21 protein-coding genes are annotated in these 21,932 nt (G+C 69.5%); 12 read left to right on the top strand and 9 right to left on the bottom strand.

Annotated elements, in window-relative coordinates:
- Positions 1-13: 13 nt before the first annotated feature.
- The 3 genes from ACQ4LY_RS01210 to ACQ4LY_RS01200 form a co-directional block, all read right to left on the bottom strand.
- The gene (locus ACQ4LY_RS01210) at positions 14-607 is read right to left on the bottom strand and encodes a 2'-5' RNA ligase family protein (RefSeq protein ID WP_431074179.1); all 594 of its coding nucleotides are present in this window, start codon (positions 605-607) and stop codon (positions 14-16) included.
- Positions 608-793: 186 nt separating this feature from the next.
- Positions 794-2,677: a YhgE/Pip family protein gene (locus ACQ4LY_RS01205; RefSeq protein WP_431074178.1), complete on the bottom strand. Its 1,884-nt coding sequence runs from the start codon at positions 2,675-2,677 to the stop codon at positions 794-796.
- Positions 2,674-5,463: an MMPL family transporter gene (locus ACQ4LY_RS01200; RefSeq protein WP_431074177.1), complete on the bottom strand. Its 2,790-nt coding sequence runs from the start codon at positions 5,461-5,463 to the stop codon at positions 2,674-2,676. The genes ACQ4LY_RS01205 and ACQ4LY_RS01200 overlap by 4 nt, the downstream gene beginning before the upstream one ends.
- Positions 5,464-5,584: 121 nt before the next feature.
- On the opposite strand from ACQ4LY_RS01200, the gene ACQ4LY_RS01195 reads away from it, so the two are divergent.
- Positions 5,585-6,208, top strand: a complete 624-nt coding sequence (locus ACQ4LY_RS01195; RefSeq protein ID WP_431074176.1) for a TetR/AcrR family transcriptional regulator — start codon at positions 5,585-5,587, stop codon at positions 6,206-6,208.
- 31 nt (positions 6,209-6,239) lie between these two features.
- On the opposite strand, the gene ACQ4LY_RS01190 is transcribed toward ACQ4LY_RS01195, so the two are convergent.
- Positions 6,240-7,217, bottom strand: coding sequence for an o-succinylbenzoate synthase (locus ACQ4LY_RS01190; protein ID WP_431074175.1), 978 nt, complete (start codon positions 7,215-7,217; stop codon positions 6,240-6,242).
- A 59-nt stretch (positions 7,218-7,276) separates the two neighbouring features.
- Positions 7,277-8,296, bottom strand: coding sequence for a GNAT family N-acetyltransferase (locus ACQ4LY_RS01185; RefSeq protein ID WP_431074174.1), 1,020 nt, complete (start codon positions 8,294-8,296; stop codon positions 7,277-7,279).
- Between the two features lie 89 nt (positions 8,297-8,385).
- Between ACQ4LY_RS01185 and ACQ4LY_RS01180 the strand changes: the two genes are divergently transcribed.
- The 11 genes from ACQ4LY_RS01180 (at position 8,386) to ACQ4LY_RS01130 (ending at position 18,343) form a co-directional block, all read left to right on the top strand.
- Entirely contained in the window at positions 8,386-8,718 is a 333-nt protein-coding gene (locus ACQ4LY_RS01180; RefSeq protein WP_056309397.1) for a PadR family transcriptional regulator, read from the top strand.
- Between the two features lies 1 nt (position 8,719).
- Complete coding sequence (locus ACQ4LY_RS01175; protein ID WP_431074173.1) at positions 8,720-9,679, top strand: permease prefix domain 1-containing protein; 960 nt, start codon at positions 8,720-8,722, stop codon at positions 9,677-9,679.
- Positions 9,680-9,759: 80 nt separating this feature from the next.
- Positions 9,760-10,671, top strand: coding sequence for a 1,4-dihydroxy-2-naphthoyl-CoA synthase (locus ACQ4LY_RS01170; protein ID WP_431074172.1), 912 nt, complete (start codon positions 9,760-9,762; stop codon positions 10,669-10,671).
- A 31-nt stretch (positions 10,672-10,702) separates the two neighbouring features.
- Positions 10,703-11,863 carry an AMP-binding protein gene (locus ACQ4LY_RS01165; RefSeq protein WP_431074171.1) on the top strand — a complete coding sequence of 387 codons (1,161 nt, stop codon included), beginning with the start codon at positions 10,703-10,705 and terminating at the stop codon, positions 11,861-11,863.
- Positions 11,864-11,906: 43 nt separating this feature from the next.
- Positions 11,907-12,698, top strand: coding sequence for a class I SAM-dependent methyltransferase (locus ACQ4LY_RS01160; protein WP_431074170.1), 792 nt, complete (start codon positions 11,907-11,909; stop codon positions 12,696-12,698).
- Between the two features lie 64 nt (positions 12,699-12,762).
- Entirely contained in the window at positions 12,763-13,938 is a 1,176-nt protein-coding gene (locus ACQ4LY_RS01155; RefSeq protein ID WP_431074169.1) for a sensor histidine kinase, read from the top strand.
- Complete coding sequence (locus ACQ4LY_RS01150; RefSeq protein ID WP_431074168.1) at positions 13,935-14,570, top strand: response regulator; 636 nt, start codon at positions 13,935-13,937, stop codon at positions 14,568-14,570. Before ACQ4LY_RS01155 ends, ACQ4LY_RS01150 begins: the two co-directional genes overlap by 4 nt.
- A gap of 173 nt (positions 14,571-14,743) precedes the next feature.
- Positions 14,744-15,505 (top strand): ABC transporter ATP-binding protein, encoded by a 762-nt coding sequence (locus ACQ4LY_RS01145; protein ID WP_431074167.1) that lies wholly within the window; start codon positions 14,744-14,746, stop codon positions 15,503-15,505.
- The gene (locus ACQ4LY_RS01140) at positions 15,502-16,974 is read left to right on the top strand and encodes an FtsX-like permease family protein (protein ID WP_431074166.1); all 1,473 of its coding nucleotides are present in this window, start codon (positions 15,502-15,504) and stop codon (positions 16,972-16,974) included. Before ACQ4LY_RS01145 ends, ACQ4LY_RS01140 begins: the two co-directional genes overlap by 4 nt.
- A 95-nt stretch (positions 16,975-17,069) precedes the next feature.
- The gene (locus tag ACQ4LY_RS01135) at positions 17,070-17,729 is read left to right on the top strand and encodes a 2-phosphosulfolactate phosphatase (protein WP_431074165.1); all 660 of its coding nucleotides are present in this window, start codon (positions 17,070-17,072) and stop codon (positions 17,727-17,729) included.
- A 71-nt stretch (positions 17,730-17,800) separates the two neighbouring features.
- Positions 17,801-18,343 carry a DUF3054 domain-containing protein gene (locus ACQ4LY_RS01130; protein ID WP_431074164.1) on the top strand — a complete coding sequence of 181 codons (543 nt, stop codon included), beginning with the start codon at positions 17,801-17,803 and terminating at the stop codon, positions 18,341-18,343.
- A gap of 137 nt (positions 18,344-18,480) precedes the next feature.
- Here the strand turns inward: ACQ4LY_RS01130 and ACQ4LY_RS01125 are convergent, their stop codons facing one another.
- The 4 genes from ACQ4LY_RS01125 to ACQ4LY_RS01110 all read right to left on the bottom strand — a co-directional run bounded on the left by ACQ4LY_RS01125 (position 18,481) and on the right by ACQ4LY_RS01110 (position 21,792).
- On the bottom strand, positions 18,481-18,969 hold the full coding sequence (locus tag ACQ4LY_RS01125; protein WP_431074163.1) for a SprT-like domain-containing protein: 489 nt from the start codon (positions 18,967-18,969) through the stop codon (positions 18,481-18,483).
- Between the two features lie 46 nt (positions 18,970-19,015).
- Positions 19,016-19,543, bottom strand: coding sequence for a hypothetical protein (locus tag ACQ4LY_RS01120; protein WP_431074162.1), 528 nt, complete (start codon positions 19,541-19,543; stop codon positions 19,016-19,018).
- Positions 19,544-19,645: 102 nt separating this feature from the next.
- Positions 19,646-20,506 (bottom strand): spermidine synthase, encoded by an 861-nt coding sequence (locus ACQ4LY_RS01115; RefSeq protein WP_431074161.1) that lies wholly within the window; start codon positions 20,504-20,506, stop codon positions 19,646-19,648.
- 17 nt (positions 20,507-20,523) lie between these two features.
- On the bottom strand, positions 20,524-21,792 hold the full coding sequence (locus tag ACQ4LY_RS01110) for an LCP family protein (protein ID WP_431074160.1): 1,269 nt from the start codon (positions 21,790-21,792) through the stop codon (positions 20,524-20,526).
- Between the last annotated feature and the right edge of the window lie 140 nt (positions 21,793-21,932).

Here is a 21,932-nt window from a genome sequence, read left to right as displayed (position 1 = left end):
GGCTGATCCCGGGTCAGCGGAACGAGCGCAGTCCGAACGGGATGACCTCGGAGTGCTCGACGCCGTTCTCGTACCAGACGAACTCCGCTTCGGAGATGGTCTCTGCGGGGCGCTTGCTGAGCGAACGGCGAGACTTGTGCGACAGCTCGGTCCAGGCTGCGACCGACAGGGTCTTCGCGTAGATCACCGAGAGGTGGAACGTCCACTCCTCCGTGCTGCGCTCATCGAGGCGACGGAAGTCGGTGGACTCGAGTGCGGCGCTGAGGTTCGCGTAGGCGGAGACGAGGGATGACGTGCGTGTCAGTCGCAGGATCACGATCTGCCACGGCGTCGGGAACACGTCGACGGCCTCGGCGACGACCTCGATCGGACGCTGCGCGACCGCCCACTCGCGGATCAGCGAGAGCAGCTCATCGCGTCGCTCGGGTTCGTGGAAGGCGCGGAGCGTGACGTGCTCGGTGTGCGGATGCGGCGCGTCCATCCGGCCGAGTGCGGACTTCTGCTCGGCGCGGTAGACGTCCGAGACGGCCCTCGTCGGGCGCAGCACGAGGTACTGCTGCCCTTCCAGCGAAGCGAGCTGGGCGGGCGAGGACATGAAGGGGCGCATCTCCTGATCGTACGTGCGTCGAGGGGAGGCTGAATACCGTCTCGTGCCCGGCGGGCACGGACTCGGAGCGGATACGCGACGCGCTGCGCATCGAGGACGATGCGCGACGCGTCGGCGAGTGGGGTCCGAACCTGTGCTCGGGCACGAGGCAGAAACTGCGCCGGGAGGGACGATCGGATCGGATGCTCAGGCGGTCGCGAGCGCCGCCTTGGTCGAGGTGGTGCGCCGCAGCGCCACCGCCACGGTGGTCGCGACGAGCGACAGCACACCCCAGACGACGAGTCCTGCGGCGGCGCCTCCGTCCGCGGCGATGAGGCCGGTGAAGGCGGGTGCGGTCGGGAGGGCCGCACCGAGGTCGGCGAGCCATCCCGGCACCGTCGAGATCAGACCGGTCGCGATGGCGAGGACTCCCACCAGAGCGCTGATCCAGCGGCCGATGCCGCCGAAGACCGCCACCAGCGCCTGGTTGACGGCTGCGAACACGATGCCTGCGAGCACGGCGATTCCGGCGAACGCCCACCAGCTGCCGGCGTCGTAGCTCGCCACGATCTGCACGATCAGCGACACCAGCAGGCCCTGGGCCGCACCGATTGCGGCAGCGGGCGCGAAGGCACGGAGAGCGAGCCCGGCGGAGGATCGACGCGACGTCAGGGTGCGGGCCGTATGGGCGCGCATGACGAGGAACGAGGCGAGAGCGCCGAACCACAGCACGACCGCGGCGAGCAGCGGGATGGCGGTGGGCCCGAAGATGGTTGCTCCGTCGGCGCCCTTCGACGCGACAGGGTCGGCGATCACCGAGGCGAGCGAGGTCGACTCCGAGTCGCTGAACGAGGGGAGCGAATCGGCGGCCGTACGCAGGCCGCCCGCGAGGTCACCGGTGCCGGTCGCGAGCGTGTCGAGCCCGGTCGAGAGCTCCGTGGCGCCCGTCGCGAGTTCGGTCGCTCCGCTGGAGAGCTGCCCCGCACCGCTCGACAGCGCGCGTGCACCGGCGGCCGACTCGTCGAGGCCCTGCGACGCGAGCTGATTGAGGCCGTCGGCGAGGGTGGTCGCGCCGGCGCCGGCCTGGCCCATCTGGGTGGCGATCGTCGAGGGCAGGGCTGCGAGCTGCTGCACTCCGGCATCCGTCTTCGCAGCGCCGGCCGACAACGTGGCGATCTCATCGCAGTACGTCTGGGCTGCTCCGCTGGCCACGCACTCGCTCGAGAGTTTGGTCAGGCCCGCGGCGACGCCTGCGGAACCGGTTGCGACCTGCTGTGCGCCCGCCGCCTGGCCCTGCAACGTAGCCGCGCCTGCGGTGAGGCCCTGCCCGAGAGTCGTGGCTCCGCCGGCGGCCTCCCGCGTCTTCGAGGCGAGCGTGTCGAGCCCGGATGCGAGCGACGAGGCGCCAGTCCCGAGTTCGGCGGCCCCCGACGCCAATTGCGTGGCACCGTCGGGGATCGCCGCGGCACCGGTCGCGGCATCCCGTGCTCCGGTGGCGAGCTGCACGGCACCGTCTGCGGCGTCGCCGATCTGGTCGCCTATCGTCGTGAAGCCGACGAGGATGTTCTCGGTCGTCGCCTCCGACAGCAGCGTGCCCATGCTCGAGGCCGCGACGTTGGCGATCTGGCTGGTGATGAGGTCGTCGGCGACCAGGCCGTCATCGGGGGTCGTGACCTGGATCGTCGCCTGCTCGGCCTCGCCTCCGCCGTCTGAGATCGACTGACCGGCAGAGGTCGCGGCCGCCGAGAACTCCTCGGGGATCGTGATGACCGCCTGGTACGAGCCGTCTGCGAGCCCTTCGGCCGCGTCGTCCTCGTTCGAGATGACCCAGGTGAGGTTCGAGTCCAGCTCGTCGGAACCCTCGACGAGCCCCGACGCGAGCTGTCGACCGAGGGGGGTGAGCTGTCCGTCGATCTCGACCGGTTCGTCGAGGTTGACGATCGCCGCCGTCATCGAGTCCAGGCGCTCCGTCGGGTTCTGCAGTGCGGCGACGAGGATGCCGCCGACCGCGGCCGGCAGCAGCAGGATGCCGAGGATGGTCAGCCAGGTGATGGGCTTGCGCGAACGGGCGCGCTCGATTGGGAGGGTCATGCGTTCACCTCGGTCGATTCGGAGGATTCGTCTGCGCCGTGAGGCGCGGGGGAGAGTGCGGCGGGAGCGTCGATGTCGATCACGTCGACGGGGGTGCGCCCGGCATCCGCGAGCACGTCGAGGCCGATCTCGGCAGAGAGCGCGGTGAGCAGCACCGCGGTCGAGCTGCGGGCGTCTCGCAGGCGGGCCGCGAGCTGATCGCGCTCGGGGCGGGAGAGGCGGTCGACGCCGTCGATCACCACGAGAGCAGGGCGTCCGCGCAGCGCCTCGGACAGGTCGGCCGACAGGCTTCCGCTGTCCGGCGCCATCACCGCGCCGACGTGCGAGCGCACCCAGGCTGCCCGCCCGGGGAGCAGATGCCCGGCCACTCGGAGGCGGCCGTCGTCGGGGGTCACCCGGCCGGCGATCGCCAGCGACAGCGCGCGAAGCGTGCCGGCCGAAGAACCGGTCAGCACCGCGGAAGCGCCGGGAGCGAGCCGGATGTGGAGCCGGTCGATGCCGGCATCCGCGAGCACGAGGTCATCGGCGGCCACGACCGAGCCGTCCCCCGGCCACGAGGCCAGGTGCCGTTCGCGCTCGACCGCTTCGCCCTCGATGTCGACGCTGGGCAGGATCTTCTCCAGCCAGGCGGGGATCTCCCAGGCGCGCTCGCCGAGGATTGCCATGAGCGCGGGTATCAGCGTCATCCGCACGAGGAACGCATCGATCGCGATGCCCGCGGCGAGACCCAGCGCGATGGGCTTGAGCGACGAGTCGCCCTCAGGGACGAAGGCCACGAAGACGGCGAACATGATCAGCCCCGCCGCGGTGACGACCTTGGCCGAGCCCGTGAAGCCGGTGCGCACAGCCCGCAGCGCAGCGGCGCGACGCGTCGCCCGATCCGGGCTCCTGCCCTCGGGGTCGTGCACGAAGTCCTCGCGCATCCGCGAGACGAGGAAGACCTGGTAGTCCATCGCGAGTCCGAACAGCACGCCCATGAGGATGATCGGCATGAAGCTGATGATGGGGCCGACCTTCGCGACGTGCAGGGCGTCGGCGAACCAGCCCCACTCGAACACCGCACCCACGACGCCGAACCCGGCGACGATCGAGAGCAGGTAACCGGCGGCGGCCGTGATCGGCACCCAGAGCGAGCGGAACACGATCGTCAGCAGGATCAGCGAGAGGCCGATCACGAAGATGCCGAACGGCAGCAGGGCATTGCCGAGCTGGTCGGAGATGTCGATGCCCACGGCCGTGAACCCGGTGACCTTCAGATCGATGCCGAATTCGTCGAGCCATTCGTCGTGATGGGAACGGAGCTCGCGCACCAGATCCGCGGTCGCAGGGTCGTCGGCGGCCGTCTCGGGGATGATCTGCACGATGCCGGTGTCGGCTGTCTCGTTCGGCGTCGAGAGGGCGACCTCCTTGACCCCGTCGATCTTCGCGACCGCATCACCGAGGTCGTCCATCAGGGTCAGCGGGTCGGTGGAGGTGACGATGGTGCCGGTGAGGATCAGAGGGCCGTTGAAGCCGGGGCCGAACTCCTCGCCGACGAGGTCGTAGCTCTGTCGTGCCTCGGAGTCCTTCGGGAGCACTCCGGCATTGGGCAGGGCGAGGTTCAGGCTCAGAGCCGGCACCGCGACGATGCCGAGGCCGATCACGACGGCGAGCGACACGAGGATCGGACGTGTGGTCACCCCGGTCACCCAGCGCTCGCTGAACCGTCGACGTGGGGCAGGAGCGGGCTTGCCCTCCTTCGCCTTGGGTGCCTTGCGCGGGCGTCCGGCGACGCGGCCCTTCATGAAGCCGAGCAGCGCGGGGGTGAGGGTCACGGCGATCGCCACGGCGACGGCGACCGCGGCGGATGCGGCGATGCCCATCGTCGTGAGGAACGGGATGCCGGCGAAGCCGAGTCCGATCAGCGCGATCAGCACCGTGACACCGGCGAACACGACGGCTGAGCCTGCGGTGCCCACCGCGCGGGCCGTCGACTCTTCGGGGTCGACGCCCTCGCGGACCTGGTCCTGGTGCCTGGCCATGATGAACAGCGCATAGTCGATGCCGACCGCGAGTCCGAGCATGAGGGCGAGCAGGGGAGTGGTCGATGAGACGGTGGCGAAGGCGGTGGCCGCGAAGATGCCGGCCATCGAGATCCCCACGCCGAGGATGGCGGTGAGGAGCGGCAGCCCCGCGACGACGAACGAGCGGAACGTGACGATCAGCACCAGCAGGGCGATCAGGAGCCCGACCGCCTCGGTGAGGGTGACACCGGGAATGGACGTCGCGAAGAGGTCGCCGCCGAGCGCGGTCTGGGATCCGGCCGGGAGCTCGTCGGCGAGGTCGGCGACGACGGCTCGGAGGTCGTCCTGCGTCGCGTCTGAGACATCGCTCGCCTGGCCGTCGAACTGCAGGCGGATGATCCCGGCGGTCTCGTCGTCGTTGATCATGCCGCTGACCATCTCGTCGAACGGCGAGGTTGCCGAGAGCACGGAGTCGTCGAGGTCGGCGAGTTCGGCGACGGCATCCTCGATGTCATCCCGATAGGTGTCGTCGGTGATCGAGTCGCCGTCGGCCGCGACCACGATGATCTGCGCGCTGGTCCCGCTGACAGCCGGGAACGAGCGGTTGAGCTGCTCGAGACCCGCCTGCGACTCGGTGCCGGGGATCGAGAAGGAGTTGTCGGTGCCCGCTCCGAGAACGAGTGCACCCGCACCGGCGATGCCGAGAGCGAGCAGCCAGGAGACGAGGACACGCCACGGGTGCCGGTAGGACCAGCGGCCGAGCGAGGACAGGAGTGTGGACACGAAGCACCTCAGGGGATCCGGGTTGGATACACAGGTGTATCCGATACGTAGATGTATCGTAAGGTGATCCGAGCCCCGGAGTCTGTGTGCGGGGTGTGAGAATGAGAGGCAGGAGGATTCGATGACGACACCCGCCACCCGTAGTCGCGAGAACACGCGAGCCAGGCTTCTGGATGCCGCAGCACAGGTCTTCGCCGAGGTCGGCCTCGACGGTGCATCCGTCGAGGCGGTCTGCGAGCGTGCCGGATTCACGCGCGGCGCTTTCTATTCGAACTTCGAGTCGAAGGACGAACTGTTTCTGATGCTCGCCGGAAGCGTCGCCGAGCAGCGCGTCAACGCTGTGCGTGCCCGCGTCGAGGAGATCGCCGCGGAGGGCGGACTCTCAGCAGGATGCGATCCGGTCGAGCTCGTCCAGCGCATCATGGATGCAGGAGGCGACGACCGCCTCGGTGTGATGCTCATGAGCGAGATCCGCATCCGCGCGCTGCGGGACGCGCAGTTCGGTGCGGCCTACCTCGTGCAGGAGCGCGAGATGGTCTCGAGTATCGCCGTCATCATCACCGACATCGTCTCGGTGAGCTCACTCGAGCTGAAGATCCCGGCCGACGAAGCGGCGCGCATGCTCATGATCATCTGGGAGGGCATGACCGTGCGCGGGGCGATGGCCGGCCAGGACTCCGACCAGCTGCGCCACTCGGGCGGAGAGCAACTCGGAAGGCTCGTGCAGCTGCTCCTCGCCGAGTGAGCCGTCTGCGGCATGCAGGTGAATCCTGAGGTCAGCGCGCGTCGAGCACCGCGTAGCACCGAGCGAGGCGATCGAGCCACCAGTCGCGACGGTCGTCCGACGCGGCGAGACGCGTGAGCGCCGCCGCATCCGGGGTGACGCGCGCTGCGGGGATCGAGCCGTCTACCGGGCGGAGGTCTGCGACGTCGTCGAGGAAGAGCGACGCGGTGCCGAGACCGCAGTCGTAGTCGAGGGTCGGGAGAGCGGCAGCGAGAGCCGCGCCCTGAGAGAGACCGACCGCGGTGTCGAGCGCGCTGGAGACGACGACCGGCAGGCCTGCGGCCGTGATGATCTGCAGCGCGTGCGTGATGCCGCCGAGCGGCTGCGCCTTGATCACGAGCAGATCGGCGGCCTTCTCGCGAGCGACCGCGAGCGGGTCGGATGACTTGCGGATGCTCTCGTCGGCGGCGACCGGGATGCCCATGTACTTCACGCGGGTGCGCAGCTCGGCGAGTTCGGGCACAGTGGCGCACGGCTGCTCGACGTACTCCAGATCGAACTCGTTGAGGGCGTGCACCGCGTGCTCGGCCTCGTCGACGTTCCACAGCCCGTTGGCGTCGACGCGGATGCGTCCCTCGGGGCCCATGGCCTCGCGCACCGCCCGCACGCGCGCGATGTCGTCGGCTAGCGTCTGGCCGGGCTCAGCCACCTTGACCTTGGCGGTGCGGCAGCCGGCGAATCGCGCCAGCACCCCCGCGACCTGTGATGCCTCGATCGCCGGGATTGTCGCGTTGACCCCGATCCGTTCGCGCAGCGGCGCGGGCTGCGGCCGCCAGGCGAAGTCGATCGCGGCTGCGAGCCACGTCACCGCCTCCGCGTCCTCGTACTCGAGGAACGGGGAGAACTCCGCCCAGCCCTCCGGTCCTTCGAAGAGCATCGCCTCCCTGGTGTCGACTCCGCGGAATCGGGTGTGCATCGGCAGCGCGACGATGCGGGCCGAGCTGAGCAGGTCTGCAAGCGGTGGGAGCATGTGCTCATTCTGCTCTGTGCCCGTGCGCCGACGGCATCCGCCGTGCCGAGAGGGGTGAGTCAGGTCAGTCGCTTCTGCAGTTCGCCGAGTCGTTCGCTCGGTCGGAAGCCGAGCAGCGTGTTGACCGCGAGCATGTGCGCGTTCGACTCGGCGTTGTAGGTGTAGACCGCCTGCGTTCGGGGTGCCTCGTGGTGCAGCATCCGCAGATTGGCGACCTTCACGGCGATGCCGAGGCGGTGCCCGCGGTCGGCCGCGCGCACGAGGGTTCCCCACTGGTACGCGTTCCCGTCGTCGGTGGAGACGACCAGCTGGGAGTACGCGGCCGCCTCGCCGTCCGAGGCGAGGGCGATGGTGCCGAACGAGATGCGCCGCTGTCGGTCGATCAGCTCTTCGCTCTCACGGATGCTGTCGATGTCGGGCTTCTGCGGCTCGATGTCGAGTTCGCCGGTGGGTGCCTCGGTCTCGAGCGTGGCGTCGAGGATCGTCCAGCGTTCCACGACGTCGTCCGGGATCCGGCCGACCCAGCTGCGGAGCTCATAGCCTTCGGTCGAGCCGGCGGTGTCGGTCTCGATGCCGTCGAGCAGCGAGGGGGTGACGGGCAGAGCGAGTCTGCTCTGCACGTCGCCGAGAGCGAGCGCGTATCCGTGCGCGCGGGCGAACTCGCGCCCGGGGCAACCGGCTCCCTCCGATCCGCGTTCGTAGGGCCAGGACGTCGAGCCGTGCGCGATGGTCCGGCCGGATGCCACGGCTTCGCCCTCGAGGAACTCCAGCGCTGTCGATCCGATCCCACCCCGTCGGTGGCGCGGGGGCACGCTGATCGCGAGGTGGGCTGTGTGCGTGTTGTCTTTGAGTGGCAGAGCGAGGCTCGCGGAGCCGACCACCTCGTCTCCGTCGCGCAGCAGATAGGCCCGCCGATCGACGACGGCGGACTCCTGTTGCAGCTCGCTGCGGCTCTCCGCGAGCGACCACACGATGGCGTCCGCACCGCGGTCCGCGCGCTCGGCGGCCGCATACGTCTCCCACCAGGCGTCCAGCTCGACAGGATCGAACGGATCGATGCGCGAGATCTCGATGGCCATCCGCCCACGCTACTTCGTGGGCAGGAGCAACGATCGCTACATGAATGTGTGATTGACAATGGTGTGTGACGCACAGTACTGTGACAGACATGAACGAAACCCTCGACACGCATCTGCAGGAACTGCGCCGTGGCACCGTGGTGCTGGCCTGCCTGCAGCTGCTGCGCACGGCGGGGTACGGCTACGCGCTGCTCGAGGAACTCGAGCGCCGAGGCTTCGCCACCGACGCGAACACGCTGTACCCGCTGCTTCGCAGGCTCGAGAAGCAGGAGTACCTCACGAGCGAGTGGAACACCGACGAAGCACGGCCGCGCAAGTTCTACCGCACCTCGGAAGCGGGCATCCGGCTCGCCGACACCCTGACCGAAGAATGGCGATCACTGACGACGGCGATCGCGACCCTCACAGCTGAGGAGAACTGACATGAACACGACGGCCACGCTCACCGAGCGTTACATCAGCGCCACCATCCGAAGCCTCACCCCCGAGGTGCAGGGCGACGTGCGTGCCGAGCTCGAAGCCTCCATCGCCGACGCGATCGACGCCCGGCTCGAGCAGGGGGAGGCCCCAGAGGACGCCGAGCGCGCGGTCCTCACGGAGCTCGGCGACCCGGGCATCCTCGCCGCCGGCTACGCCGACCGCCCGCTCCACCTGATCGGTCCGAAGTACTACCTCGTGTGGTGGCGGCTGCTGAAGCTGCTGCTCATCATCGTGCCGGTGTGCGCGTTCGGCGGAGTGATGCTCGGACAGCTCATCGACGGCGCACCGACCGGCGAGATCATCGGCACTTCGGTGGTCGCAGCCCTCGGCTCCATCGTGCACGTCGGGTTCTGGGTCACGCTCGTGTTCTTCATCCTCGAGCGCACGGGGGCCGACACCGGGGTGAAGTGGAACGTCGACCAGCTGCCGGAGCCGACGCAGAACGGTGCGGGGCGGGCGGATGCGATCGCATCGCTGATCTTCCTCGTGCTCGGCGTGGGCGCCGTGCTCTGGGACGCGTTCATCGGGTTCTTCCCGACAGGTGGGGAGCCGATCGCCATCCTCAACCCCACGCTCTGGCCGTGGGGCATCACGTTCCTCTTCGTGCTGTTCGCCGCCGAGGCGGTGCTGGCGGTCGTGGTCTACGCGAAACGACGGTGGACGATCGGAATCGCCGTCGCCAACACACTGCTCGCCGTGGTGTTCGCCGCATGGTCGCTCGCACTGCTGCTGCAGGGAGCATTGATCAACCCCGAGTTCCTGAGCTTCGTCTTCACCGACAACGGCGTGACCGACGAGACGATGCGCATCCTCACGGTCATCGCAGGGTTCTGCCTCGTCGCCTTCCCGATCTGGGACATCGTCGACGGCTGGATCAAAACGGCTCGCGCTCGCCGCATCTGAACACGGAGCGCAGACGGCGTCGCCTGCTTGCAGGCGGCGCCGTCTGCGTCTGCAACCTCCACAGGAATAGGCTGGATGCTGTGACCAGCTCATTCGTCTCAGACCTGTTCGACCCCGACGAATGGGTGCTCGCGCCCGGTGCCGAGGACTACACCGACATCACGGCCCATCTGAGCGCCGATGGCGGCGTCGCGCGCATCGCGTTCAACCGGCCCGAGGTGCGCAACGCCTTCCGCCCGCACACCGTCGACGAGCTGTACCGCGCACTCGACGATGCACGGCAGAATCCGCGCATCGGCGCCGTGCTGCTGACGGGCAACGGTCCGAGTCCGAAGGACGGCGGCTGGGCGTTCTGCTCCGGTGGCGATCAGCGCATCCGCGGACGCGACGGCTACAAGTACTCCGACGACGAGACCACCGTGCACGATCCGGCACGCGCGGGCCGCCTGCACATCCTCGAGGTGCAGCGGCTCATCCGCTTCATGCCCAAGGTCGTCATCGCGGTCGTCCCTGGCTGGGCTGCAGGAGGAGGGCATTCGCTGCACGTCGTGTGCGACCTCACGATCGCCTCGGCGGAGGAGGCGCGGTTCAAGCAGACCGACGCGGACGTCGGAAGCTTCGACGCGGGCTACGGCTCGGCGTACATGGCCAGGCAGACCGGACAGAAGTTCGCTCGAGAGGTGTTCTTCCTCGCCGAGGAGTACTCGGCGCAGCGCGCCTATGAGGCCGGTGCCGTGAACCGTGTCGTGCCGCATGCGGAGCTCGAGCGCGAGGCGCTGAAGATGGCGCGCACCGTGCTCACCAAGTCGCCGACCGCGATCCGGATGCTGAAGTTCGCGTTCAACGCCGTCGATGACGGGCTCGTGGGCCAGCAGGTGTTCGCGGGCGAGGCCACGCGCCTCGCCTACGGCACCGACGAGGCCGTCGAGGGGCGGGACTCGTTCCTCGAGAAGCGGGATCCGGACTGGACCTCGTTCCCCTGGCACTACTGATCCTGGGACGACGGAGCGGAGCGAGGAGCACATGGTCGCGTTGAGATCGACGGATGCCGAGGATCCGGCCGAGCTCCGCGATGCTCTCGCCCGTGCTCTCGACGGAGGTCCGGCACTCGGCTTCGGAATGCTCGGAGACGCCCCGAGCTGGGTGTCCGAGGGCACGGCAGTCGTGATAGCGACATCGGGCTCGAGCGGCATCCCCAAGCGGGTCGCCCTGAGCGCTGAGGCGCTGCGTGCGAGCGCGGATGCCACGGCAGCGCGGATCGGCGAGGGTCGCTGGCTGCTCGCCCTCCCCGCGGGCTACGTCGCGGGGCTCCAGGTCGTCGTGCGGTCGCTGGTCGCGGGCACGTATCCGGTCGCTCTGAGCGGACGATTCTCACCCGCATCCTTCGCCGCGTCGACGCTGTCGATGCTCCGACCGTCGTCGGGAGCGGCTGGCTCCCTCCCCGACCTCTACACGTCCCTCGTTCCCGCACAGCTCTCGACCCTGCTCGACGCGGCGGACGATGCGCCCGTCCGGGCAGCGCTGCGGGCGTATCGCGCGATTCTCGTCGGCGGTCAGGCGCTGCCCGAGCCGCTGCGCGACCGCGCGGCCGATCTCGGAGTCCGGCTGGTGCGCACCTACGGCTCCACGGAGACCAGCGGAGGATGCGTGTACGACGGCGTCCCGCTCGACACCGTCGGCGTGCGGACGGTCGACGGCGAACTGCGCATCGCCGGTCCGATGCTCGCCGACGGGTATCTCGGGGACGGCGAGCTGACGGCGAAGAACTTCTCGCACGACGAGCACGGCATCCGCTGGTATCACACCGGCGATCTCGGGCTCCTGGACGACGGCGTGGTGCGGGTGCACGGCCGAGCCGACAACGTGATCGTCTCCGGTGGCCTCAACATCTCACTCGACCGCGTCGAGAGGCTGGTGCGTCGCGTCCCCGGGCTCACCGGAGCGGTCGTGGTGGGCGTCGAGGACGAGCGCTGGGGTGAGGCCTCGGTGATCGTGGCCCCTCGTGGTGAGGCGCTGCGGCGCAGCGAGCCGGAGCAGCTCGCGCATGCCCGGGATGTGGTCGCCGAGGAGCTCGGCAAGCACGCCAGGCCCGCGCGGCTGATCCTGGTCGACGAGCTCGACGTGCTCGCTTCGGGCAAGCCCGACCGCGAGGCCATCAGGCGTGCCGTCGCCGAGCTGCACTGACCGTCGATTCGCCGGGGCGGGAGCTCTCCTGCGAGAGTGGGGCATGGCCACCTACACGCACGGACATCACGAGACCGTTCTCCGCTCTCACAGCAGTCGCACCATCGCGAACTCGGCGGAGTACCTGCGGCCGCACCTCACTGCCGGAACGAGGCTTCTCGACGTCGGAGCGGGGCCCGGCAGCATCACGGTCGACTTCGCCGGCGTGGTCGGCCACGTCACGGCCACCGAGATCGATGAGAACGCGCTCGCACTGTCGCGCGGCCTCGCGGCGAGCAGAGGGCTCACGAACCTCGGCTTCTCCGTCGAGGACGTCCACTCCCTGAGCTTCGCCGACGACAGCTTCGACGTCGTCCACGCGCACCAGGTGCTGCAGCACGTCGGCGACCCGGTACAGGCGCTCCGTGAGATGCGCCGGGTCACGGTGCCGGGCGGCGTCGTCGCCGTGCGCGACGCCGACTACGCGGGTTTCCTCTGGTTCCCGGTGCTCCCCGAGCTCGACCGCTGGCTCGACCTCTATCGACGAGCGGCGCGGGCGAACGGCGGCGAGCCCGACGCGGGCCGCCGTCTGCTCGCCTGGGCGCGGGCGGCCGGGTTCGACGACGTCACGGCGACCAGCTCCAACTGGACCTATGCGACGCCGCAGGACCGCGCCTGGTGGGGCGGCATGTGGGCCGACCGCATCCTCGAGTCCGCGCTCGCCCGGCAGCTGGTCGACAGCGACATGGCGACCTCCGCAGACCTGCAGGCGATCAGCGACGCCTGGAAGCGCTGGGCCGACGACGGCGACGGCTGGTACCTCGTGCCGCACGGAGAGATCATCGCGCGGCCCTGATCGGCCCGGCGGATACATCTGCAGGCGGATGCGGGGCGCATGCCGCGCCGCGTAGCGTGGGGGAGTGATCCGCCCGCTCTCCCGCACAGCGCTGATCCTCGACATCGTCGGGGCGGCGCTGCTCTTCGTCATCCTCACCCCGTTCTCCGTCGCCTTCTACGGGCCGGGTGCGAGTGGCGTGGGAGTCGACGGTGCAGGCGTCGCCGCAGTCATCGTCGCTGGTCTGCTGATGTGCGGCGGCGTCGCGATCGGCAGACTCGCCCCGGGCCTCGCACTCGTCGCCGCTTGGGCCGGTGCGATCATCCAGATGTCGGCGAGCTTCGGTCCGCTCCCCATCGACCTGGCGATCCTGATGGTGCTCTATGCGACCGCTGCCTGGGGTTCGCGGGCCGTGCTCTGGTGGGGTTTCGGGTCGGCGCTCTTCGGCGGCCTCGTCGCCGCCGTCTACATGGTGGCCGTCAACGGTGTCTCCTCGGGTTCCACGGGGTGGGATCAGCTGACCACCGGCACGCTCCTTCTTGTGCTCTCGGTGCTCGCGCTCGGGTTCGCCTGGGTCTGCGGCCTCCTCTGGCGCGTGGTGCTGCGTGCACGGAGCAACAGGTCCGCGCAGTTGCAGGCGGAGTCCCTCGCGGCCGAGGAGCAGGAGCGCGTGCGCATCGCCCGTGACATGCACGACATCGTCGCGCACTCCCTCGCCGTCGTCATCGCGCAGGCGGACGGCGCCCGGTACGCGGCCGCAGCGAAGCCCGAGATGGCGACCGAGGCGCTGGGGACCATCGCCCAGACCGCGCGCGGGGCGCTGAGCGACGTGCGGCTGCTGCTCACGCAACTGCGCCACCGGCAGGGAGACGGGCCGCAACCGACCCTCGCCGACCTCGAAGCGCTGTTCGCGCAGGTGCGGCAGGCGGGGATCGAACCGCGAATCACGGTCGATCCCACACCTCCCGGCGAACCGCCCGGAGCCATCCAGCTCGCCGTGTACCGGATCCTGCAGGAGGCGCTCACCAACGCCATCCGGCATGGCGACGGCGCGGTCGACGTGCACCTCGCGTGGCTACCCGAGCGGGTCGACATCCAGGTGCGCAACACCGTCGGCCGCGAGCAGACTCAGGGGAGCGGCGGGCATGGCGTGATCGGCATGCGCGAACGCGCCCAGCTGGTCGGCGGTAGCCTTCAGGCGGAGCGTCAGGGCGTGCAGTTCGTCGTCCACGCCTCGCTCCCGATCGGAGAAGTCGCATGATCAGAGTCGTCCTCGTCGACGATCAGTCGCTCTTCCGCGCCGGCATCCGCATGCTGCTGGCCTCGCAGCCGGACATCGACGTGGTCGGTGAAGCCGGAGACGGGCGGGAGGCGATCGACTTCGTCCGCGTGACCCGACCGGACGTCGTGCTGATGGACATCAGGATGCCGGTGATGGACGGTCTCACCGCCACGGCCGAGATCCTCGGGCAACCCGACCCGCCGAAGATCGTGATGCTGACCACGTTCGACCTCGATGAGGCGGCGGCCCGCGCGATCCGCCAGGGAGCCAGCGGCTTCCTGCTGAAGGATGCGGATCCCGAGTTCCTGCTCGCCGCGATCCGCACAGTCCATTCCGGTTCGAGCGTGATCGCGGCATCCGCCACGCGCGAGCTGTTCGAGCACTTCGCCGAGGCTCCGAAGCCGGTTCCCGCCCAGTTCGCGTCGCTGACCGATCGCGAGCGCGAGATCTTCGCGCTCGCCGCGAGGGGGCTGTCGAACTCCGAGATCGCTGCCCGCGAGTACCTCAGCGAGGCCACCGTGAAGACGCACATCAGCCGCATCCTGACGAAGCTGACCCTGCGCGACCGCGTGCAGCTCGTCGTGTTCGCGTTCGAGCACGGACTCGCCTGACTCGCATTCGTCAACCCCGACACGGAAGTCGGCGGGCGCGAGGATGCTGGGCGCATGGAACCCACCGAGCCCACCGTCCCGATCGGGTGAGCGCCAGGGATCATCCTTGCGATGTACGCGGATGCGTCGCCAGGGCGACGCGGCGGCAGGGGAGTGCTCCGTAGCGTCGAAGCATGGAGATCACGACCACCGACCTCGGGCTCGCGGCCCGCGTCCAGCACCTCGACAAGACCTATGGCGCCGGCGAGGGAACCGTCCGCGCGCTCGACGACGTCAGCGTCGGCATCCGCCGCGGTCAGTTCACCGCGATCATGGGCCCATCCGGCTCGGGCAAGTCCACGCTCATGCACATCATGGCGGGCCTCGACACCCCCACGCAGGGACGCGCCTGGATCGGAGACACCGAGATCACCGGCCTCGGCGACCTCGATCTGACGATCCTGCGCCGCCGCCGTATCGGCTTCATCTTCCAGGCCTTCAACCTGGTGCCGACCCTCACGGCGCTCGGAAACATCATGCTGCCGTTCGAACTCGACGGCAGGCGCCCCAGTGCGATCGAGAAGGCCCGCATCGACGGACTGATCGAGACGCTCGGGCTCGGCTCCCGGCTGCAGCACCGTCCGCATCAGCTCTCGGGAGGACAACAGCAGCGAGTCGCGATCGCCAGAGCCCTCGCCACCGCCCCCGATCTCGTCTTCGCGGACGAGCCGACCGGGAACCTCGACTCCAAGACCGGGCGCGAGGTGCTGCAGCTGCTGGCCACGGCGAGCCGCGAGCACGGGCAGTCCATCGCGATGGTGACCCACGACGCGATCGCGGCCAGCCACGCGGACCGCGTGCTCTTCCTCGGCGACGGGCGCATCGTCGCCGACCACCCGCGGCAGAGCGCCGAGGAGATCTCGGCGTACATGCTCGCCGCCGAGGTGGCGGCGTGAGCGCCGTCATCGACTCCCCGACCCGGACGGTCGTGCCGCAGACCGCAGCGACCGGTCCGCGCCTCCGCTGGTTGCGCGACCGCGGCATGGGTGCCAGCATCCTCGTCGCCGCTCTCTCCGCCGCGTTCGGAGTGGTGCTGGTCGAGACCACCGCCTACCTCGGCGCAGTGCTGCAGGCCGACCCGTTCATCGGCGACAGTGAGACTCTCGCATTCATCGTCGGTCTGCTCTCGATCCTGCTCACGGGCGTCGCGATGTACGTCGCCGCGATCGTCACCGCCAACACGTTCTCGACGATCATCGCCGGCCGCACGCGTCAGATCGCGCTCATGCGCCTGATCGGCGCGACCGCCCGGTCGCAACGCGCCGAGGTGGGCAAGCAGGGATTCGTCGTCGGCGTCATCGGCGCAGCCCTCGGCCTGCTCGCGGGTCTGGGGATCGCCGCGATCGGCGTCCAGATCGGCAGCGGGCTGATCGCGAACGTGCCTGAGGGCTTCTCGCTCGCACAGCCGTTCATCGCGCTTCCTGCCGTGGGCGTCGCCCTGACCACGTGGGCTGCCGCCTGGGCCGGTTCCCGCAGGGTCCTCGCCGTCACGCCGCTGCAGGCGATCGGCGGCTCGGTCGAGCGCACTCACGACGAGGTCTCGCGCGCCGGTCGCCACATCGGTGCCTGGGTGCTGCTGGTGGCGGGCGCGATCCTCCTCGCAGCTGGCGTGGCGGTGGGGCTGGTGCATCCGCTCGGAGTCGTCGTCGCCTTCTTCGGTGGACTGCTCTCGTTCACCGGGCTCGCGCTCGGCTCGGTGCTGTTCATGCCGCCCGTGCTGCGTCTGGTGGGGCGCATGTTCGGATCGAGCGCCACCGCGCGGCTCGCCGCCGAGAACGCTCTGCGCTACCCCGAGCGGTCGTCCCGCATGGCGATCGGCGTGGTCATGGGCGTCACGCTCGTCACGATGTTCGCCGTCGCGCTCGAGTCGGTCAAGCAGATGCTCATCGGCCAGGTCGAGGGCGAGATCCCCGCGGAGTTCTTCACGCCGTTCGACGCGTTCGCCGCCGTGATGATGGTCCTCGTGGCCGTGTCTGCGGTGATCGCCGCCGTCGGCCTCGTCAACCTGCTCACGATCGGGGTCGTGCAGCGCCGCCGTGAGCTCGGTCTGCTGCGATCGATCGGCCTGTCCAACGGTCAGGTGCGCCGCATGGTGCTGCTCGAGGCCACGCACATCACGGTCGCGGCCACTCTGACCGGTCTCGTCCTCGGCATCGTCTACGGATGGATCGCGGCGCAGTCGCTGCTCGGCTCGACGCCCACTCTTCCGGACTTCGAACCGGCGGGGCTCGTCGCACCGCACGTGCCCTGGCTGCCGGTCGTCATCATCGTCGCGGCGACCGCTGTGCTCACCCTGGTCGCCGCCGCTGCACCGACCAGGCTCGCCACCCGGGTGGCTCCCGTCGAGGCGCTCGCCGCAGACTGACCCGAGCCGGCGGGGGAGCCGCAGCCGCCCAGGCCCTGATGACTCGATCCGTCATCGGGGCCCGGGCTCGCGCAGGCTCGTTCTAGGCTGGACGGATGCCGTCTCCGTTCGATCAGTCCACGTATCAGGTGCGCCTCGAGTGGGGCGTCGAAGGGCTCGACCGCCTCGCATCCGCCGATGTGGTCGTGGTCGTCGACGTCCTGCGTTTCTCGTCGACGGTCGCCGATGCGGTCGCATCCGGATCGTCGGTCTCTCTCGACGACGCCGTCGGCTGGTCCCGTAACGGCGCCGCAGTCGCCGCGCGTGCGGGGGAGTCGTCTGTGGTGCTCGTCGGCAGCCTCCGCAACGCCTCGGCCGTGGCGCGCGCCGTCGCGACGGTGCAGGAGCGCAGGCAGGCCCGCACATCGGTCGCCGTCATCGCCGCAGGCGAGGCGGATGCCGCAGGAGTCGTGCGCTTCGCGGTCGAGGACCACCTGGGCGCCGGTGCCGTCATCGCGGCATTGACGGACCTCGGCATCGACCACACCGCTCCGGACGCGGCGGTCGCCGCCGAGGGATTCCGGGCTCTCAAGAGGGCTCTGCGGCATATGATCAGCGCCAGCGGCTCCGCGCGAGAGATCGCCGAAGGTGTGAGCGCGACAGAGCGGATCACGTCTGCTGGCCTCGACCCCACGTCGACCGTCGCCGCCGCCGAACTCGACGCGCACGATGTCGTTCCCGTGCTCCGCGACGGGCTGTTCGTCGCCTTCGACTGATACGTCGACCCACTCGGCAACAGGCCGCGCGCTCGGCAGCTGTTTCGGCACCCTCGACGTAGGGTCGTGGCATGAGGTTCGTCCCCGCTCTCGTCCTCGACGCCGTCCTGGTGCTCGTCTTCGCCGTGATCGGTCGTGCGTCGCACGACGAGGACCCCGGCGGATTCCTGCTGACCGCCTGGCCTTTCATCGTCGCGCTCCTCGTCGGCCACCTCGTCGCCGCGCTGCTTCCGGGCAGGCCGCGCCGGCCCTGGTCGCTCACCTGGGGTGTGGTCGTCTGGGCCGTCACGGTCGTCGGAGGGATGCTCCTTCGCGTCGTGTCGGGTGACACCGCTCAGGTTGCCTTCATCATCGTCGCGACGCTCGTGCTCGGCGTCTTCCTGGTCGGGTGGCGCACTGTGGCAGCACTGCTCCGGCGGCGTGCCGCGCATGCGCGCAACGCCGGCGACACGGACGACCGCACTCCCGAAGCGGTGGATGCCACGCTCCCAGTCGATCGAGCTGCCGCGGATGCCGGTGCCGACGCCGGTGCCGATGCCGATGCCGACGCCATCTCGCCGCACCCGGAGCCTGCACCCGAGGCTGATCCTGACACGGGCGCGGACCCGCGCTGACAGCTGCGGCTGATGCGGGGTCGCTTCCGCATCGCGACCGGCGGTTGGGGCGCGCTCTCGACCCCGCACCGCGGTGATGTCCCACTGCAAGCCACCGGCCACGTCAGCGCCGGTGAGCGTGCCGGTGTGAGGGCGGTTCAGCGCGACATCTGAGCGGCGAGCCGGGTGTCGGCCGTGATCTCGCGGCGCGTCCACTCGAAGAGATAGCGCGCGTCGTACGACCGCGAGCATCGCGCGCACGACGTCGCCCGCGAGGGACGCCGGTGGCGGTAGGTGACATGGCCCGAGGGGCATGACCCCACCCACGGAGCGAGTTCGACCGCCGTCTCGCCGTGGTGGGTCGTCCCGCCGACGTAGCCGAGGTCGCGGGCCACCCGCTTCCAGGCGGAGCCATGAGCCGCCTCATGCCCGGCCAGCGCGTGTGCGACCTCATGGAGCAGTACCTGATGGATCTCGTCGTCCTCGAATCGCGCCGCCAGATAGCGCGACACGGTGATGCGCTTCTTCGTGTAATCGCACTGCCCCGCGCGACGCTTCGCATTGTCGAAGCCGAACGACCAGCTGTCGTCGAGATGCAGCGTGATCAGTGCCTCGCCCCAGACGCGCACCCGGTCAAGTTCCGCCATGCGATCAGGGTAAGCCATGCCGCCGACATCGCGACGCAGGAACGCCTCAGCCCGAGACGAGCTGTGACGTACGGCGTCGCTCGGCGGCCTCGATCGCGAGCAGCACGGTCTCGAGCTCACGATCCTGTGCGCCCGCTTCGCGGCGGAGGAAGAGTGACTGCTTGAAGCTCTCGCGGGCCGTCTCGTAGTCCCCGGCCTCATAGGCGTTCTTGCCGTGATGGTGGTGCGCGAAAGCGGCGATCGACACCCAACGCTGGCCTTCGGCTTCTGCCGCGCAGGTCGCGAGCTCCTGCTCGGCCGCGGCGTACGCTCCGCGGTGCTGCAGGATCGTGGCGTGCAGCACGCGTGCGCGGAGAACGTCTTTCCGGGTGCCGGCCATGCGGGATTGGCGGACGGCCTCATCGGCGAGCGGGAGGGCTTCGTCGAGTCGGTCGAGGACCTTCAGCAGCCAGACGCGCTCCAGCAGTGCGGGAAGACTGCGCTGGCCTTCGATCTCCTCGAGCCGTGCCGAACATTCACCGAGGTCGACCAGCTCGCGAAGGCTCTCCTGGTCGTAACCCTGGATGAAACTCATTGCTCTCCTTCCGCAGTGTCCCCCGACCAGTGTGCCTCGCGACCGTGCGCTCGTCGGGGCGGCACGCCCCATGGGCCCGCATCCGGATCGAGATCGATGCTCTCAGCGCAGAAAGAGCGATGCGTCCGGACGAGGGGAGGCGACGGCATCCGCGTCCGTCACGATCCGCGCGCCCTGCACGAATGCGGTCACTTCGGCGCCCTGGGCGATCTTGGCCGGATGGGGGCCGGCGGCGAGCATCCGCGGCAGCCACTCGGTGGGCAGCGGCGCTGCCGAGGCGGCGATCACGAGGTTGCCGAAGCGGCGTCCCTTCAGCACCTGCGTGTCGGCGAGGACGCCGATCTCGGGAAGCACCTCTGCGATCGTCGCGACCTGTCGGCGGGCGAAGGCGAGGCCGGGGCCGTCTGCGACGTTCACGAGCAGGACGCCGCCGGGTGAGAGCAGGTCTGCGAGCTCGCGGTAGAACTCCAGGCTGGTCAGGTGGGCGGGTGTCTGCGCGCCCGAGTAGACGTCCGAGACGACCAGGTCGCAGCTGCCGACGATGGCAGCAGGCAGGCGCTTGACCCCCTCGCGTGCGTCACCGATCCGCAGTCGGATCGCGGCACCCTTGGGCAGCGGCAGGTGCTCGCGCACGAGGGTCGCCAGCGGTGCCTCGAGCTCGATGACCTGCTGGCGGGAGCCTGGCCTCGTGGCATCGATGTAGCGGGGGATGGTCAGCGCGCCGGCGCCGAGATGCACGGCGGTGAGGGGACCGGACGGCAGTTGGTCGATCACCGCGCCCATGCGCACGATGTACTCGAAGTGCAGATGCGTGGGGTCGTCCAGATCGACATGGGACTGCGGGGTGTCGTCGACGATGAGCTCGAACCCGCTCGTGAACTCCGACGGCACGATGCGCGCGATGCCGCCGTGGTCGAGTCGGGCCTGAGGATGCTCGGTGTCTCGTGCTCGCGTCCTGCCCATGCTCCGAGACTACGCGCTCACTTCGCCTGGTTGCCGACCGAGCAGGTGTCCTGATCGACGCTCTGACCCGAGATCTCCGGAGGCAGCGTCGCGCGGGTCTCCGGCGCCTCGGTCGGCGCTGCGGTCTCGGGGGTCTCGGGGGTCTCTCCGGTGGCGGGCGGGGTCGCGAGTTCGACGCTGCGGTTCGTCGCGACGTCGCCCGAGAGCGTGATCGGCTCGCCGGCGATCAGCGCCGCCCAGAGCGGCTCGGCGGCGTCGTAGTCGGGAACAACCTTGATCCCCGGGTTGTCGGGGTCGTCCAGATTCGGGTACTGCACGAAGACGAAGTCCGAGAACCGCACGTCCTTCAACGCCAGTGCGAGCTGGGTGAGGGTGAGCGCGTTGCTGAGCGACTCGCTGGGCACGATGTTGTCGGCGACCGTGTTCATCAGTCGCAGCACCTTCGACGGATCGGTCAGCGTCTCCGCACTGAGGATCTTCTTCGCGAGACGCGACATGTACTGCTGCTGATTCGAGATGCGAGCGAGGTCGCTCTCGTCGCCCACGCCGTGTCTGGTGCGGATGAAGGCGAGGGCGTTCGCTCCCGAGACGGTGTGGGTCCCCACGGGCAGGTCGATGCCCGCCTGCGAATCGCGGATCCCCTCGCCGGCGACGCACACCTCGACCCCGCCGATCGCATCGGTGATCGCGATCACGCCGTCGAAGCTGATCTTGGCCGCGAACTCGATCGGGATGCCGCTGAGGTCGCTGACCGTCTTCGCGATGCACGAGATGCCCGCGTGGTCGAAGAGCGAGTTGAGCGGGGCCTTCGCCATCGACGACGCGGTCGAACCGTCGTCGCGCGTGCACTCGGGAACCTCGACCATCAGGTCACGGGGGAACGACACGACGGTCACGTTGCGAGGCGCCGCGGACACGTGCACGAGCAGGTTCACATCGTTGCGCGACCCCTCGTCGCTCTTCTCGCAGCGCTCGCCGAGCAGCTGCGTCGATACCTCTCCGCATTCGTCCGTACCGACGATCAGGATGCTGAAGGCCTTGTCGCTCGGATAGGCGCCGAGCGACGGAGGAGCCACCTCCGCATCGTCCTCGAGCGCGACCGCGCCCTCGCCGACCCTGTTCAGCACGTCGACGAAGACGAAGCCGGCTACGGCGATGGACGAGACGAGGAGCACACTCAGCGCGACGCCGAGGAGCTTGAGGAAGGTCGACAGGGCACTGGGGGTCGGAAGGTCGGCATGGCGCGCCACCGTGCTGCGCTTCGCGTCGTCGAGAGCCCCTGACATGCCGCAGAGCCTACCCGCGGAGGGCGATGTTACGGCCGCATGACGTTTCTGAGAATAACTTGCAGGGAATTAGTTAGTGATGAATACTTTTTCCTACGTGGTAGGCACCCGATGCCGCCAGGACGTTTCAAAGAGGAGAA

This window comes from Microbacterium phyllosphaerae (assembly GCF_050628115.1).
Lineage (GTDB): Bacteria > Actinomycetota > Actinomycetes > Actinomycetales > Microbacteriaceae > Microbacterium > Microbacterium phyllosphaerae_A.
This window is presented reverse-complemented; position numbering and strand designations above follow the sequence as displayed.